The 14822-nt window shown below is 59.2% G+C and carries 12 protein-coding genes; 11 read left to right on the forward strand and 1 reads right to left on the reverse strand.

Annotated features, from left to right (window positions below; translation table 11 throughout):
- The first annotated feature begins 5 nt into the window (after positions 1-5).
- The 3 genes from acnD (at position 6) to prpD (ending at position 5542) form a co-directional block, all read left to right on the forward strand.
- Entirely contained in the window at positions 6-2600 is a 2595-nt protein-coding gene (gene acnD / locus AC07ZE_RS09440) for a Fe/S-dependent 2-methylisocitrate dehydratase AcnD (protein WP_207263645.1), read from the forward strand.
- A 56-nt stretch (positions 2601-2656) separates the two neighbouring features.
- On the forward strand, positions 2657-3859 hold the full coding sequence (prpF, locus tag AC07ZE_RS09445; RefSeq protein WP_207263647.1) for a 2-methylaconitate cis-trans isomerase PrpF: 1203 nt from the start codon (positions 2657-2659) through the stop codon (positions 3857-3859).
- A 198-nt stretch (positions 3860-4057) separates the two neighbouring features.
- Positions 4058-5542, forward strand: a complete 1485-nt coding sequence (gene prpD / locus AC07ZE_RS09450; protein WP_207263649.1) for a 2-methylcitrate dehydratase — start codon at positions 4058-4060, stop codon at positions 5540-5542.
- Between the two features lie 118 nt (positions 5543-5660).
- Here prpD and ppsR read toward each other — a convergent pair whose 3' ends face one another.
- Positions 5661-6479 carry a posphoenolpyruvate synthetase regulatory kinase/phosphorylase PpsR gene (gene ppsR, locus AC07ZE_RS09455; RefSeq protein WP_207263651.1) on the reverse strand — a complete coding sequence of 273 codons (819 nt, stop codon included), beginning with the start codon at positions 6477-6479 and terminating at the stop codon, positions 5661-5663.
- Positions 6480-6653: 174 nt separating this feature from the next.
- Between ppsR and ppsA the strand changes: the two genes are divergently transcribed.
- The 8 genes from ppsA to AC07ZE_RS09495 all read left to right on the forward strand — a co-directional run bounded on the left by ppsA (position 6654) and on the right by AC07ZE_RS09495 (position 14806).
- Entirely contained in the window at positions 6654-9029 is a 2376-nt protein-coding gene (gene ppsA / locus AC07ZE_RS09460) for a phosphoenolpyruvate synthase (RefSeq protein ID WP_137806934.1), read from the forward strand.
- A gap of 165 nt (positions 9030-9194) precedes the next feature.
- Positions 9195-10184 (forward strand): alpha/beta fold hydrolase, encoded by a 990-nt coding sequence (locus AC07ZE_RS09465; RefSeq protein ID WP_207263653.1) that lies wholly within the window; start codon positions 9195-9197, stop codon positions 10182-10184.
- A gap of 140 nt (positions 10185-10324) precedes the next feature.
- Positions 10325-10813, forward strand: a complete 489-nt coding sequence (rraA, locus tag AC07ZE_RS09470) for a ribonuclease E activity regulator RraA (protein WP_207267788.1) — start codon at positions 10325-10327, stop codon at positions 10811-10813.
- Between the two features lie 34 nt (positions 10814-10847).
- Positions 10848-11843 (forward strand): zinc transporter ZntB, encoded by a 996-nt coding sequence (locus AC07ZE_RS09475; RefSeq protein ID WP_095197288.1) that lies wholly within the window; start codon positions 10848-10850, stop codon positions 11841-11843.
- 63 nt (positions 11844-11906) lie between these two features.
- On the forward strand, positions 11907-12155 hold the full coding sequence (locus AC07ZE_RS09480) for a CrfX protein (RefSeq protein ID WP_207263654.1): 249 nt from the start codon (positions 11907-11909) through the stop codon (positions 12153-12155).
- Positions 12156-12157: 2 nt separating this feature from the next.
- The gene (locus AC07ZE_RS09485; RefSeq protein ID WP_008048604.1) at positions 12158-12982 is read left to right on the forward strand and encodes a mechanosensitive ion channel family protein; all 825 of its coding nucleotides are present in this window, start codon (positions 12158-12160) and stop codon (positions 12980-12982) included.
- A gap of 91 nt (positions 12983-13073) precedes the next feature.
- The gene (gene sigX / locus AC07ZE_RS09490; protein ID WP_064678884.1) at positions 13074-13664 is read left to right on the forward strand and encodes an RNA polymerase sigma factor SigX; all 591 of its coding nucleotides are present in this window, start codon (positions 13074-13076) and stop codon (positions 13662-13664) included.
- A 107-nt stretch (positions 13665-13771) separates the two neighbouring features.
- Positions 13772-14806 carry an OmpA family protein gene (locus AC07ZE_RS09495; protein WP_207263656.1) on the forward strand — a complete coding sequence of 345 codons (1035 nt, stop codon included), beginning with the start codon at positions 13772-13774 and terminating at the stop codon, positions 14804-14806.
- Positions 14807-14822: the final 16 nt, after the last annotated feature.

Below are 14822 nucleotides of genomic sequence, written 5' to 3' on the forward strand. Positions count from 1 at the left end.
GACCGATGAACACAGAATTCCGTAAACCGCTGCCCGGCAGCCATCTGGATTACTACGACGTCCGCGCGGCGGTCGAGGCCATCCAGCCCGGCGCCTACGACACCCTGCCGTACACCTCCCGCGTGCTGGCGGAAAACCTTGTGCGTCGCTGTGACCCGGCCACGCTCACCGAGTCCCTGAAGCAATTCATCGACCGCAAGCGCGACCTCGATTTTCCATGGTTCCCGGCCCGCGTGGTGTGCCACGACATCCTCGGCCAGACCGCACTGGTGGACCTCGCCGGCCTGCGTGACGCCATCGCCTTGCAAGGCGGTGACCCGGCGCAAGTGAACCCTGTGGTGCCGACGCAACTGATCGTCGACCACTCCCTGGCCGTCGAGCGTGGCGGCTTCGATCCCGAGGCGTTCGAGAAGAACCGCGCCATCGAAGACCGTCGCAACGAAGACCGTTTCCACTTCATCAACTGGACCAAGAAGGCGTTCAAGAACGTCGACGTGATCCCGCCGGGCAATGGCATCATGCACCAGATCAACCTGGAGAAAATGTCTCCGGTGATTCAAGTGCGCGACGGCGTTGCATTCCCCGACACCTGCGTCGGCACCGACAGCCACACCCCGCACGTCGATGCGCTGGGTGTGATCGCCATCGGCGTCGGTGGCCTGGAAGCCGAGAGCGTGATGCTCGGTCGCGCGTCGTGGATGCGTCTGCCGGAAAGCGTCGGCGTCGAACTGACCGGCAAGCTGCAGCCGGGCATCACCGCCACGGACATGGTGCTGGCGCTGACCGAATTCCTGCGCAAGCAAAAAGTGGTCGGTGCATGGCTGGAATTCTTCGGTGAAGGCGCCTCCGCGCTGACCCTCGGCGACCGCGCCACCATTTCCAACATGGCCCCGGAATACGGCGCCACCGCGGCGATGTTCTACATCGATCAGCAGACCATCGACTACCTCAAACTCACCGGTCGCGAAGACGAGCAGGTGCAGTTGGTCGAGAACTACGCCAAGCAGGTCGGTCTCTGGGCCGACAGCTTGAAGGGCGCGCAGTACGAGCGTGGCCTGACCTTCGACCTGTCTTCGGTAGTACGCAACATGGCAGGTCCAAGCAACCCGCACGCCCGTGTGGCGGTGTCGGATCTGGCGGCCAAAGGCATCTCCGGGAAGTGGGAAGACGTACCCGGCCAAATGCCCGACGGCGCGGTGATCATCGCGGCCATCACCAGCTGCACCAACACCAGCAACCCGCGCAACGTGATCGCTGCCGGCCTGCTGGCGCGCAACGCCAACAAGCTCGGCCTGACCCGCAAGCCGTGGGTCAAATCGTCCCTGGCGCCAGGTTCGAAAACCGTGGCGCTGTATCTGGACGAAGCCGGCCTGACCGATGAGCTGGAACAGCTCGGCTTCGGCGTCGTGGCCTTTGCCTGCACCACCTGCAACGGCATGTCCGGTGCGCTGGATCCGGTGATCCAGCAAGAGATCATCGACCGCGACCTGTACGCCACTGCCGTACTGTCCGGCAACCGCAATTTCGACGGCCGGATTCACCCGTACGCCAAGCAGGCGTTCCTCGCCTCACCACCGCTGGTGGTCGCTTATGCCATCGCCGGGACCATCCGCTTTGACATCGAGAAAGACGTGCTGGGCGTGGTCGATGGCAAGGAAATCCGCCTGAAAGACATCTGGCCAAGCGACGAAGAAATCGACGCCGTGGTGAAAGCGTCGGTCAAACCGGAGCAGTTCCGTCAGGTCTACATCCCGATGTTCGCCATCCACGAAGACACCGGCCCGAAAGTGGCGCCGCTGTACGACTGGCGCGAGATGAGCACCTACATCCGCCGTCCGCCGTACTGGGAAGGTGCGCTGGCCGGGGCACGTCCGCTCAAGGGCATGCGCCCGCTGGCGGTATTGCCGGACAACATCACCACCGATCACCTGTCGCCGTCCAACGCCATCATGCTGGACAGCGCCGCCGGTGAGTACCTGGCGAAAATGGGCTTGCCGGAAGAGGACTTCAACTCCTACGCGACTCACCGGGGTGACCACCTAACCGCGCAACGCGCGACCTTCGCCAACCCGAAACTGTTCAACGAAATGGTCCAGGAAAACGGCAAGGTCAAGCAGGGTTCGCTGGCACGCGTGGAGCCGGAAGGCCAGGTCATGCGCATGTGGGAAGCCATCGAAACCTACATGGATCGCAAGCAGCCGCTGATCATCATCGCCGGTGCCGACTACGGTCAGGGTTCGTCCCGCGACTGGGCGGCCAAGGGCGTGCGTCTGGCGGGTGTGGAAGCGATTGCCGCTGAAGGTTTCGAGCGCATTCACCGCACCAACCTGGTAGGCATGGGCGTGTTGCCGCTGGAGTTCAAGCCGGGCACCAACCGCCACACCCTGGCCATCGACGGCAGCGAAACCTACGACGTGATCGGCGATCGCACGCCGCGCGCCGAGCTGACGCTGGTGATCCATCGCAAGAACGGCGAGCGCGTCGAGGTGCCAGTGACTTGCCGCCTCGACACCGCAGAAGAAGTGTCGATCTACGAGGCGGGCGGCGTGTTGCAACGCTTCGCCCAGGACTTCCTCGAAGAGTCGGCGGTTGCCGTCTAATACAGGCTGTACGGGCATGGGACTTTGGTCCCGTGCCTGTTTTTGAAGGAGCACTCATGTCTCACGCAGCTCATTTTGCCAAGCAGATCAAAATTCCCGCCACCTATATGCGTGGCGGCACCAGTAAAGGCGTGTTCTTCAGCCTCAAGGACCTGCCCGAAGCGGCACAGGTTCCGGGCCCGGCCCGGGACGCTCTGTTGCTGCGCGTTATTGGCAGCCCGGATCCCTACGACAAGCAAATCGACGGCATGGGTGGCGCGACCTCCAGCACCAGCAAAACCGTGATCCTGTCGAAAAGCACCAAGGCCGATCACGACGTCGACTACCTGTTCGGACAGGTGTCCATCGACAAGCCTTTCGTCGACTGGAGCGGCAACTGCGGCAACCTTTCGGCGGCGGTCGGTTCGTTCGCCGTCAGCAATGGCCTGGTGGATGCCAGTCGCATTCCGCACAACGGCGTTGCCGTGGTTCGTGTATGGCAGGCCAACATCGGCAAGACCATCATCGCCCACGTGCCGATCACCAACGGTGAAGTGCAGGAAACCGGCGACTTCGAACTCGACGGTGTGACCTTCCCGGCTGCCGAAGTACAACTCGAATTCCTCGATCCGGCAGCGGAAGAAGAGGGTGGCGGTGGTTCGATGTTCCCCACCGGCAACCTGATCGATGATCTGGACGTGCCGGGCGTCGGCACGCTCAAAGTCACCATGATCAACGCCGGCATTCCGACCATTTTCGTCAATGCCCAAGACATCGGTTACACCGGCACCGAGTTGCAGGGCGCGATCAACGGCGACCCGAAAGCGTTGTTGATGTTCGAAACCATCCGCGCTTACGGCGCACTGCGCATGGGCCTGATTTCCAACATTGATGAAGCGGCCAAGCGGCAGCACACGCCGAAGGTGGCGTTTGTCGCCAAGCCTGCGGACTACGTGGCGTCCAGCGGCAAGGCGATTGCCGCCGGTGATGTCGACCTGCTGGTACGCGCGTTGTCCATGGGCAAGCTGCACCACGCGATGATGGGCACCGCAGCGGTGGCAATCGGTACGGCGGCGGCGATTTCCGGCACCTTGGTCAACCTCGCGGCGGGCGGTGTCGAACGCAATGCCGTGCGCTTCGGGCACCCGTCGGGCACCTTGCGCGTCGGCGCCGAAGCCAGCCAGGTCGAGGGTGAATGGACTGTGAACAAAGCCATCATGAGTCGCAGTGCGCGGGTGTTGATGGAAGGCTACGTTCGCGTGCCGGGCGATTCTTTCTGATCCGACATTGAACCAATGTGGGAGCGAGCCTGCTCGCGAAGACGGACTGACATTCAATATAAATGTCGACTGACACACCGCTTTCGCGAGCAGGCTCGCTCCCACAGTGGATTGCATGTGAACAATAAAAATTTGCCACCACTGAGATTGACTTGAACCGAGGTCCCATCAACGAACCACTTGCAGAGTGAATCGAACATGAGCGCCAACGTTGACCTGAACAATCGTCCGGACTATGACCAGGTCCTGCAGGACATTGCCGATTACGTCCTCAACTTCAAGATCGAATCCGCAGAAGCCCTGGACACTGCCCGCAACTGCCTGATGGACACCTTGGGCTGCGGCCTGCTGGCGCTGCGCTTTCCCGAATGCACCAAGCACCTGGGACCTGTGGTCGAAGGCACTGTCGTGCCGTTCGGCGCGCGGGTTCCCGGCACCCATTATCGTCTGGACCCGGTGAAAGCCGCGTGGGACATCGGCTGCATCGTGCGCTGGCTCGACTACAACGACACCTGGCTCGCCGCCGAGTGGGGGCACCCTTCAGATAATCTGGGCGGCATTCTCGCGGTGGCCGACCACCTGTCACAAAAACGCCTGGCCAATGGCGATGCACCGCTGACTGTACGCGTTGTGCTCGAAGCCATGATCATGGCTCATGAAATTCAAGGCGTGATCGCTCTGGAAAACTCGTTCAATCGTGTCGGCCTCGATCACGTCATTCTGGTGAAAGTCGCGTCGACCGCGGTCACCGCCAAACTGATGGGGGCCAACCGCGAGCAACTGCTGTCGGCGTTGTCCCACGCCTTTGCCGATGGCCAGGCGTTGCGCACCTATCGTCATGCGCCGAATGCCGGCTCACGCAAATCCTGGGCGGCCGGTGATGCCTCAAGCCGTGGCGTGCGTCTGGCAGACATCGCGATGCGGGGCGAGATGGGTATTCCTGGTGTCTTGAGCGCCAGGCAGTGGGGCTTCTACGACGTGTTGTTCAGCCACACCAATAACGATCTGGCGCTCAAGGCCGACGACAAGCGTGCCTTCAGTTTCTCTCGCCCGTACGGCAGCTATGTGATGGAAAACGTGCTGTTCAAGATCAGCTTTCCTGCCGAGTTCCACGCGCAAACGGCCTGCGAAGCGGCAGTGACCCTGCACCCGCAAGTCCGTAATCGCCTGCACGAAATCGACAAAATCGTCATCACCACCCACGAATCGGCGATCCGCATCATTTCCAAGGTCGGCCCCTTGGCCAATGCCGCCGACCGCGATCACTGTATCCAGTACATGACCGCCGTGCCGCTGGCCTTCGGCAATCTGGTGGCCGAATACTACGAAGATGACTTCCACAAGGCGCATCCGATCATCGATGTGCTGCGCGACAAAATGGTCATCGTCGAGGACCCGCGTTACACCCGCGAGTACCTGGAAGCGGACAAACGCTCCATTGCCAATGCGGTGCAGGTGTTTTTCAAGGACGGGTCCAGCACCGAGAACGTGGTGGTGGAGTACCCGATTGGTCACCGTCGGCGCCGTGCCGAGGGCATTCCGTTGCTGGAAGACAAGTTCAAGGCGAACTTGCTGACACGATTCACCGGGCAGCGCAGCGAGGAGATTTTTGCGTTGTGCAAGGATCAGCAGAAGCTTGAGGCGACAGCGGTGAATCGGTTTGTGGATTTGTTTGTTATCTAGGGGACCGCGTTATCGTTCAATCGCCAGCAGGCTGGCTCCCACAGGGGATATGCGGTGAACACAAATCAACTGTGGGAGCCAGCCTGCTGGCGATGAGGCCGGAACAGGCAATAGAGATTTATTTGAACCGCCGCTCCACACCTTTCTCCACCAGAATTTTCGCGGAGATTTCTTCAACGGAAAAATGCGTGGAGTTGATGTTCGGAATGTTCTCGCGGCGGAACAGGTTTTCCACCTCGCGCACTTCGAACTCGCACTGGGCGTAGCTCGAATAGCGGCTGTTGGGCTTGCGCTCGTTGCGGATCGCGGTGAGTCGGTCCGGGTCGATGGTCAGGCCGAATAGCTTGTGATGATGGGCGCGCAGCGCGCTGGGCAATTGCAGGCGTTCCATGTCGTCTTCGGTCAGCGGGTAGTTGGCCGCGCGGATACCGAATTGCATGGCCATGTACAGGCAGGTCGGGGTTTTGCCGCAGCGCGACACGCCTACCAGGATCAGGTCGGCCTTGTCGTAATAGTGCGTGCGGGCGCCGTCGTCGTTGTCGAGGGCGAAGTTCACTGCCTCGATGCGCTCCATGTAGTTGGTGTTGGCACCGATGGAGTGAGACTTGCCGACGGTATAGGAAGAATGCTCGGTCAGTTCCTGTTCGAGAGGTGCCAGGAAGGTCGAGAAAATGTCAATCATGAAACCATTGGAAGTTGCGAGGATCTCACGAATATCCTGATTGACGATGGTATCGAAGATAATCGGGCGAAAACCGTCGTTTTCGGCGGCTTTGTTGATTTGTTGTACCATGGCCCGCGCTTTGTCCACGTTGTCGATGTACGGCCGCGTGACTTTGCTGAAGGTAATGTTTTCGAACTGCGCCAGGAGGCTTTGACCCAGGGTTTCGGCAGTAATGCCGGTGCCATCGGAGATAAAGAAAGCAGATCGTTTCATTTGCACCTTGGGCCTTAAGCTAATGAGCATTCTTGGATATGATAGGCGCGATTTGTCGGCCGCCAATGGCCCGCATTCTCACTTATTTTCCAGGTCCAGGCCATACAGCCGGCAAACGCTCCCCCGAGCGACCGGCTTCTGAGCTTTTCCAACACAGTTAGTGGAGAGATCACCTTGGTAGAGTACGTAGTTTCCCTCGATAAGCTCGGCAAACACGATGTTGAGCATGTGGGGGGCAAGAACGCATCCCTGGGCGAGATGATCAGCAACCTGGCAGGTGCCGGTGTATCGGTGCCCGGTGGCTTCGCCACGACCGCTCAGGCTTATCGTGATTTCCTGGAACTGAGCGGCTTGAATCAGCAGATTCACGATGCCCTCGATGCCCTGGACGTCGACGACGTGAATGCACTGGCCAAGACCGGTGCCCAGATCCGTCAATGGATCATGGAAGCCGAGTTCCCTGAAAAACTGAACACTGAAATCCGCACCGCATTCGCCGCGCTGTCCGCCGGCAACCCTGATGTGGCCGTGGCCGTGCGTTCTTCCGCGACTGCCGAAGACTTGCCGGATGCCTCTTTCGCCGGTCAGCAGGAAACCTTCCTGAACATCCGTGGTGTCGAAAACGTCATTCGCGCCGCCAAAGAGGTGTTCGCCTCCCTTTTCAACGATCGCGCGATTTCCTACCGCGTGCACCAGGGCTTCGACCACAAGTTGGTAGCCCTGTCGGCCGGCGTACAGCGCATGGTCCGTTCCGAAACCGGCACCGCCGGCGTGATGTTCACCCTCGATACCGAATCGGGCTTCCGTGACGTGGTGTTCATCACCGGCGCCTACGGCCTGGGTGAAACCGTCGTACAAGGCGCGGTGAACCCGGATGAGTTCTACGTCCACAAAGGCACGCTGGCCGCCGGTCGCCCGGCGATCCTGCGCCGCAACCTGGGCAGCAAGGCCATCAAGATGATCTACGGCGACGAGGCCAAGGCCGGTCGTTCGGTCAAAACCGTCGATGTCGACAAGGCCGATCGCGCGCGTTTCTGCCTGACCGACGCCGAAGTCAGCGAGCTGGCCAAGCAGGCGATGATCATCGAGAAGCACTATCAGTGCCCGATGGACATCGAATGGGCCAAGGACGGTGACGACGGCAAGCTGTACATCGTGCAGGCCCGTCCGGAAACCGTGAAGAGCCGCACCCAGGCCAACGTCATGGAACGTTACCTGTTGAAGGAAACCGGCACCGTGCTGGTGGAAGGCCGTGCCATTGGCCAGCGCATCGGCGCCGGCAAGGTCCGCATCATCAAGGACGTGTCCGAGATGGACAAGGTCCAGCCAGGCGACGTGTTGGTGTCCGACATGACCGACCCGGACTGGGAGCCGGTCATGAAGCGCGCCAGCGCCATCGTCACCAACCGTGGCGGCCGTACCTGCCACGCAGCGATCATCGCCCGTGAGCTGGGTATCCCGGCCGTGGTCGGTTGCGGCAACGCCACCCAGCTGTTGAAAGACGGTCAGGGCGTGACCGTTTCCTGCGCTGAAGGCGACACCGGCTTCATCTTCGAAGGCGAACTGGGCTTCGACATCAAGAAAAACTCCGTGGACGCCATGCCGGAGCTGCCGTTCAAGATCATGATGAACGTCGGCAACCCGGACCGCGCCTTTGACTTCGCGCAGTTGCCGAACGCCGGTGTGGGCCTGGCCCGCCTGGAGTTCATCATCAACCGCATGATCGGCGTGCACCCCAAGGCGCTGCTGAACTACGACGGCCTGCCGCAGGATATCAAGGAAAGCGTCGACAAGCGCATCGCCGGTTACAACGATCCGGTCGGCTTCTATGTCGATAAACTGGTCGAAGGCATCAGCACCCTGGCCGCCGCGTTCTGGCCGAAAAAGGTCATCGTGCGTCTGTCGGACTTCAAGTCCAACGAATACGCCAACCTGATCGGCGGCAAGCTCTACGAACCGGAAGAAGAGAACCCGATGCTGGGCTTCCGTGGCGCCTCGCGTTACATCAGCGAATCGTTCCGCGACTGCTTCGAGCTCGAATGCCGCGCCCTCAAGCGCGTACGCAACGAGATGGGCCTGACCAACGTTGAAATCATGGTGCCGTTCGTCCGCACCCTGGGCGAAGCGAGCCAGGTAGTGGATCTGCTGGCCGAAAACGGCCTGGCCCGTGGTGACAACGGTCTGCGCGTCATCATGATGTGCGAACTGCCGTCCAACGCGATCCTGGCTGAAGAATTCCTCGAATTCTTCGACGGTTTCTCCATTGGCTCCAACGACCTGACCCAGCTGACCCTGGGCCTGGACCGTGACTCCGGGATCATCGCGCACCTGTTCGATGAGCGTAATCCGGCGGTCAAGAAGTTGTTGGCCAATGCCATTGCCGCGTGCAACAAGGCCGGCAAGTACATCGGCATTTGCGGTCAGGGTCCTTCGGACCACCCGGACCTGGCCAAGTGGCTGATGGAACAAGGCATCGAAAGCGTTTCGTTGAACCCCGATTCCGTACTGGAAACCTGGTTCTTCCTGGCTGAGGGTCAGGCTTCGGCTTGATCGTGTGTGAACGGCCCGCTCACTGTAGGAGCGAGGCTTGCCCGCGATGGCGTCTTCAAAATCGCCATCGCCAGCAAGCTGTGCTCCTACAGGGGGGCGGCTGTTTTTAGAGATTCAAGCAGGGCGGGCTCCATCCGGATGCCGCCCTTTTTTGTGCAAGAGACTATGCAAAGCAGCAGCCACCTATTTCCTGTCGCCCTGATCAGCGCCGAACGGCGCGGTGATCTGAGCGAAGATGTCTATCGATTGAAGCCCGCCAACAGCCCTGACAGTACCGTCGAGTTGGCTGTGACGCGCCTGGGCATGGCCGATGAGCACTCCGTGCGCGGCGTGCCGGTGATTCTGTTGCATGGCAGTTTTTCCAATCGACGCTTCTGGTTTTCCCCCAAGGGCCTGGGGCTGGGGGCTTATCTGACGCGCCTGGGATTCGATGTCTGGATTCCGGAAATGCGCGGTCACGGCTTGTCCCAGCGCAACCAGAACTATCGCAAGAACCGCGTTGCCGACTATGCGCGTTACGATCTGCCGGCCATTGGCGCATTCGTTCGCGAGCAAAGCGGCCAGGTCCCGCACTGGATCGGCCATTCGCTGGGCGGCATCACCCTGGCGGCAGCGCTGGGTGGTGGTTACATTGGCGAGCCGGTGGTGGCGTCCGCGGCATTTTTCGGCACGCAAGTCAGCCGCACCTATTGGCCGTTGAAAATTCCGCCGGTCGAGTGGAGCGGGCGTTTCATTCTCAAGCGTTTTGCCCAGCTGTCCGGTTCACGACTCAAGCGCGGCCCGGAAGACGAGCCGATCGGTCTGGCCTTGGAAAGCATGCGCTGGTACGGCTTGTTCGGTCGCTTTGGCGATGCCGACAAGGACTGGTGGGCAGGGTTGGCCGAGGTCAGGTTGCCGGTGCTGGCAGTGAGCGCCGCGGGCGATCATCAGGATCCGGCCTGGGCTTGTCGCAAGTTGTTCGATCAGATGGGTTCCGAGCACAAGCAATTTATCAATCTGGGTCGCGATCAGGGCTTCGGCGACAATTTCGGTCACGTGGAAATGCTGGTCAGCAAAGCCGCCCAGGCTGAGGTCTGGCCGTTGGTGGCCCGCTGGTTGGCGGACCAACAAACACCGCTGCCGGGCAATCAAGCGGATTTAACCACGACGATCTAAGCTGGACGCTCTGTCAGGGGCATTTCGCTCTGATCGGCTTGCGGCTAAGATATGACGGATTGAGCTGTTCCAGTCATTTTTGATGATTGAATCATCAGTGATGTTCGTCCCGTCTTCCTCTTTACAGGAGTTTCTCGATGATCCATTACCTCACGCCTGACCTGTGCGACGCCTACCCGGAGCTGGTGCAGGTGCTGGAACCGATGTTCAGTAATTTCGGCGGCCGTGATTCCTTCGGCGGCGAAATCGTGACCATCAAGTGCTTCGAAGACAACTCGCTGGTCAAGGATCAGGTCGAACTCAACGGTAAGGGCAAGGTACTGGTGGTCGATGGCGGTGGCTCCCTGCGTCGGGCGCTGCTGGGCGACATGCTGGCCGAGAAGGCGGCGAATAACGGCTGGGAAGGGCTGGTGATCTACGGTTGCATCCGTGACGTCGACGTTATCGCGCAAACCGACCTGGGGGTGCAGGCGCTGGCCAGTCACCCGATGAAGACCGACAAGCGCGGCATCGGCGACCTCAACGTTGCCGTGACTTTCGCCGGCGTGACCTTCCACCCAGGCCACTACATCTATGCGGACAACAATGGCGTGATCATTTCGCCAAGCCCGCTGAAAATGCCTGAGTAAGATTCAGCCGACTTTTTTGAAGAATGGAATGCGGATGTTTGAGGAAGAAAACGCGCAGTGGGGGTTGGTACATGCCCTTGTGCTGGACGGTAAAGGCGGTGCGCGTTCGATAGCCCGGACAGAACTCGATGACTTGCAGCTGCAGGCCCATGAAAGCCTGTGGCTGCACTGGGATCGCAGTCACCCGCAAACCCAGACCTGGCTGCGCAAGACCAGCGGTCTGAGCGAGTTCAGCTGCGACCTCCTGCTGGAAGAAAACACCCGTCCGCGCCTTCTACAGCTTTCGGACAGCGAACTGCTGCTATTTTTGCGCGGGGTAAACCTCAATCCGGGCGCCGAGCCTGAAGACATGGTGTCGGTACGGATCTTCGGCTCCGCCCAGCGGGTGATTTCCCTGCGTTTGCGTCCATTGCGCGCCACCGAAGAGTTGCTGGTGCAACTGGCGGATGGCAAGGGACCGAAAACCGCCTCTGAACTCATCCTTTATATGGCGCAGTACCTCACCAACAAGGTGCAGGATCTGGTCAGTTGCCTCTCGGAAGTGGTCGATGAGGAAGAAGAAAAGCTGGATGCCGACGAACGGTATACACCCGAGCATGGAGAGGTTTTACAGATCCGTCGCCGGGCGGCTGCGTTGAAGCGATTTCTCGCTCCGCAGCGGGATATTTTTGGTCAACTGACGCGCATCAAATTGCCGTGGTTCGTCGAAGACGATGGCGATTACTGGAACGAATTGAACAACAGCCTGACCCGCTATCTCGAGGAGCTGGAATTGACCCGGGAGCGGGTGGGGCTGGTCCTGGAGGCTGAAGATCGACGATTGAGCGTGCGCATGAACCGCACGATGTATCGCTTCGGGATCATCACCGGGATCTTTCTGCCGATGAGTTTTCTGACCGGTCTTTTGGGGATCAACGTCGGGGGCATTCCGTTTTCTGAAAGCCCCTATGGCTTCCTCGTCGCCTGCCTGCTGATGATTTCGGTGGCGCTCGGGCAGTGGTGGTTATTCCGACGTTTGCGCTGGGTTTGAAAGTGACCCATGTGACCCGACCAAATTTGACCGCGTCTTTCACAGACATCACGAGAGGTGCGTATGCACGATCCGTTTGAACAGTCTTTGCGTGACATGCTCAAGGCATCACCGTCCACCCGGGACGACGATGCATGCCTTGGTCGCGTCCTGAAAACCGCCAACCGCCAGGTCGGCGCCGGTGATCTGTTCAGCCTGCTGGGCCGCTGGCTGCCCGCGCTGATGATTGCTCTGAATAACGGCTCGGCCCACGTGACGCCGGTGTCCCGTCTTCGTAAACCTACCGCTCGCACTGCTGATAAGGCTGATTGAATATGGAACTTGATCTCTGGACACAGAGCCTCGTCACTGCAATGACTGCGTTATGGACCAAGGTTGCGAACTTCATTCCGAACCTGTTTGGCGCACTGGTTGTGCTGCTGCTGGGTTTTGTCGTGGCCAAGCTGCTGGACACGCTGCTGTCCAAATTGCTCGCCAAACTGGGCCTCGATCGCCTGATGGGCGGTACCGGCCTGACCAAGCTGCTGTCACGCGCCGGCCTCCAGGTGCCGATCTCCACGCTGATCGGTAAAATCGTTTATTGGTTCGTTCTGCTGATTTTTCTGGTTTCTGCCGCAGAATCCCTTGGACTTGAGCGAGTTTCAGCTACGCTGGATATGCTTGCGTTGTATTTGCCGAAGGTATTCGGTGCAGCGCTGGTGCTGCTGGTGGGTGTCCTGCTGGCGCAACTGGCCAATGGCCTGGTGCGCGGCGCCGCGGAAGGCGTAGGCCTGGACTACGCTTCCGGATTGGGACGAATTGCCCAGGGCCTGGTGATCATCATCAGTATCTCGGTAGCGATCAGCCAGTTGGAGGTCAAGACTGACCTGCTCAACCATGTGATCGTCATCGTTTTGATTACCGTTGGTCTGGCGGTTGCGCTGGCCATGGGGTTGGGAAGCCGGGAAATTGCCGGTCAGATTCTTGCGGGAATCTATGTGCGTGAGTTGTACCAGGTTGGGCAACAAGTGCGTGTTGGCGAGGTCGAAGGGCAGATCGAAGAGATCGGCACGGTTAAAACCACATTGCTGACCGATGAAGGTGAGCTAGTCTCTCTTTCCAATCGGATCCTCCTTGAGCAGCATGTGAGTAGCCGCTAACCCGGCAAACCCTGCTAATGTATGCCGCCGCAAAAAAGCCTGCAGACGCAGGCTGCGGTGGACATTGACCTGACTGTCGGCCCGACTTGTTTTGAATAAAGCCCAATCGTTATCCACGCGCTACGACCCCCGCGAGCTCTCTGATGAGGAGTTGGTCGCGCGCTCGCATACCGAGCTGTTTCATGTTACACGCGCCTATGAAGAACTGATGCGGCGTTACCAGAGAACATTATTTAACGTCTGTGCACGATATCTCGGGAACGATCGCGATGCAGACGATGTCTGTCAGGAAGTGATGTTGAAGGTGTTGTATGGCTTGAAGAACTTCGAGGGCAAATCGAAGTTCAAGACATGGCTATATAGCATCACGTACAACGAGTGCATCACACAGTATCGGAAGGAACGGCGAAAGCGTCGCTTGATGGACGCATTGAGTCTGGACCCCCTCGAAGAAGCGTCCGAAGAAAAGGCGCCGAAACCCGAGGAGAAGGGCGGACTTGATCGCTGGTTAGTGTATGTGAACCCGATCGACCGCGAGATTCTGGTGCTACGATTTGTCGCAGAGCTGGAATTTCAGGAGATCGCAGACATCATGCACATGGGCTTGAGTGCAACAAAAATGCGGTACAAACGCGCTCTAGATAAATTGCGTGAGAAATTTGCAGGCGTTGCCGAAACTTAGTTCGGCGCAAATATCTCTTACGTGTAGGCAAGTTCTGATAGACTTGCCGCCGAGTTGTCCCCCGGTTTGCGGGACTGCTTCACAATCACCAGATGGGGATTTAACGGATGAAACTGAAAAACACCTTGGGCTTGGCCATTGGTTCTCTTATTGCCGCCACTTCGATCGGCGCTCTGGCACAGGGCCAAGGCGCAGTTGAAATCGAAGGCTTCGCCAAGAAAGAGTACTTTGACAGCACCCGTAACTTCAAAAACGACGGTAACCTGTTCGGTGGCTCGGTTGGTTACTTCCTGACCGACGACGTTGAACTGCGTCTGGGCTACGACGAAGTTCACAACGTCCGTGCTGACGACGGTAAGAACGTAAAAGGCGCTAACACCGCTCTGGACGCTCTGTACCACTTCAACAACCCAGGCGACATGCTGCGTCCTTACGTCTCGGCCGGTTTCTCCGACCAGAGCATCGACCAGAACGGTTCGAACGGCCGTGACCGTTCCACTTTCGCCAACGTTGGTGGCGGCGCCAAGCTGTACTTCACCGACAACTTCTACGCCCGTGCCGGCGTTGAAGCTCAATACAACATCGACCAGGGCAACACTGAGTGGGCTCCTAGCGTCGGTATCGGTGTGAACTTCGGTGGCGGCTCCAAGCCAGCCGCTGCTCCGGTTCCAGCACCTGCTGAAGTCTGCTCCGACAGCGACAACGATGGCGTGTGCGACAACGTCGACAAGTGCCCGGACACCCCAGCCAACGTTACCGTTGACGCTGATGGCTGCCCAGCAGTTGCTGAAGTCGTACGTGTAGAGCTGGACGTGAAATTCGACTTCGACAAGTCGGTAGTCAAGCCTAACAGCTACGGCGACATCAAAAACCTGGCTGACTTCATGAAGCAGTACCCATCCACCAGCACCACTGTTGAAGGTCACACTGACTCCGTCGGTCCTGACGCTTACAACCAGAAACTGTCCGAGCGTCGTGCAAACGCCGTTAAGCAAGTTCTGACCAACCAGTACGGTGTTGAATCGTCCCGCGTTCAGTCTGTTGGCTACGGCGAATCCCGCCCGGTTGCTGACAACGCCACTGACGCTGGTCGTGCTGTAAACCGTCGCGTAGAAGCGCAGGTTGAAGCTCAAGCTAAGTAATTAGCCCGCAGCTCTG

The organism is Pseudomonas sp. GW101-3H06 (genome assembly GCF_059424605.1).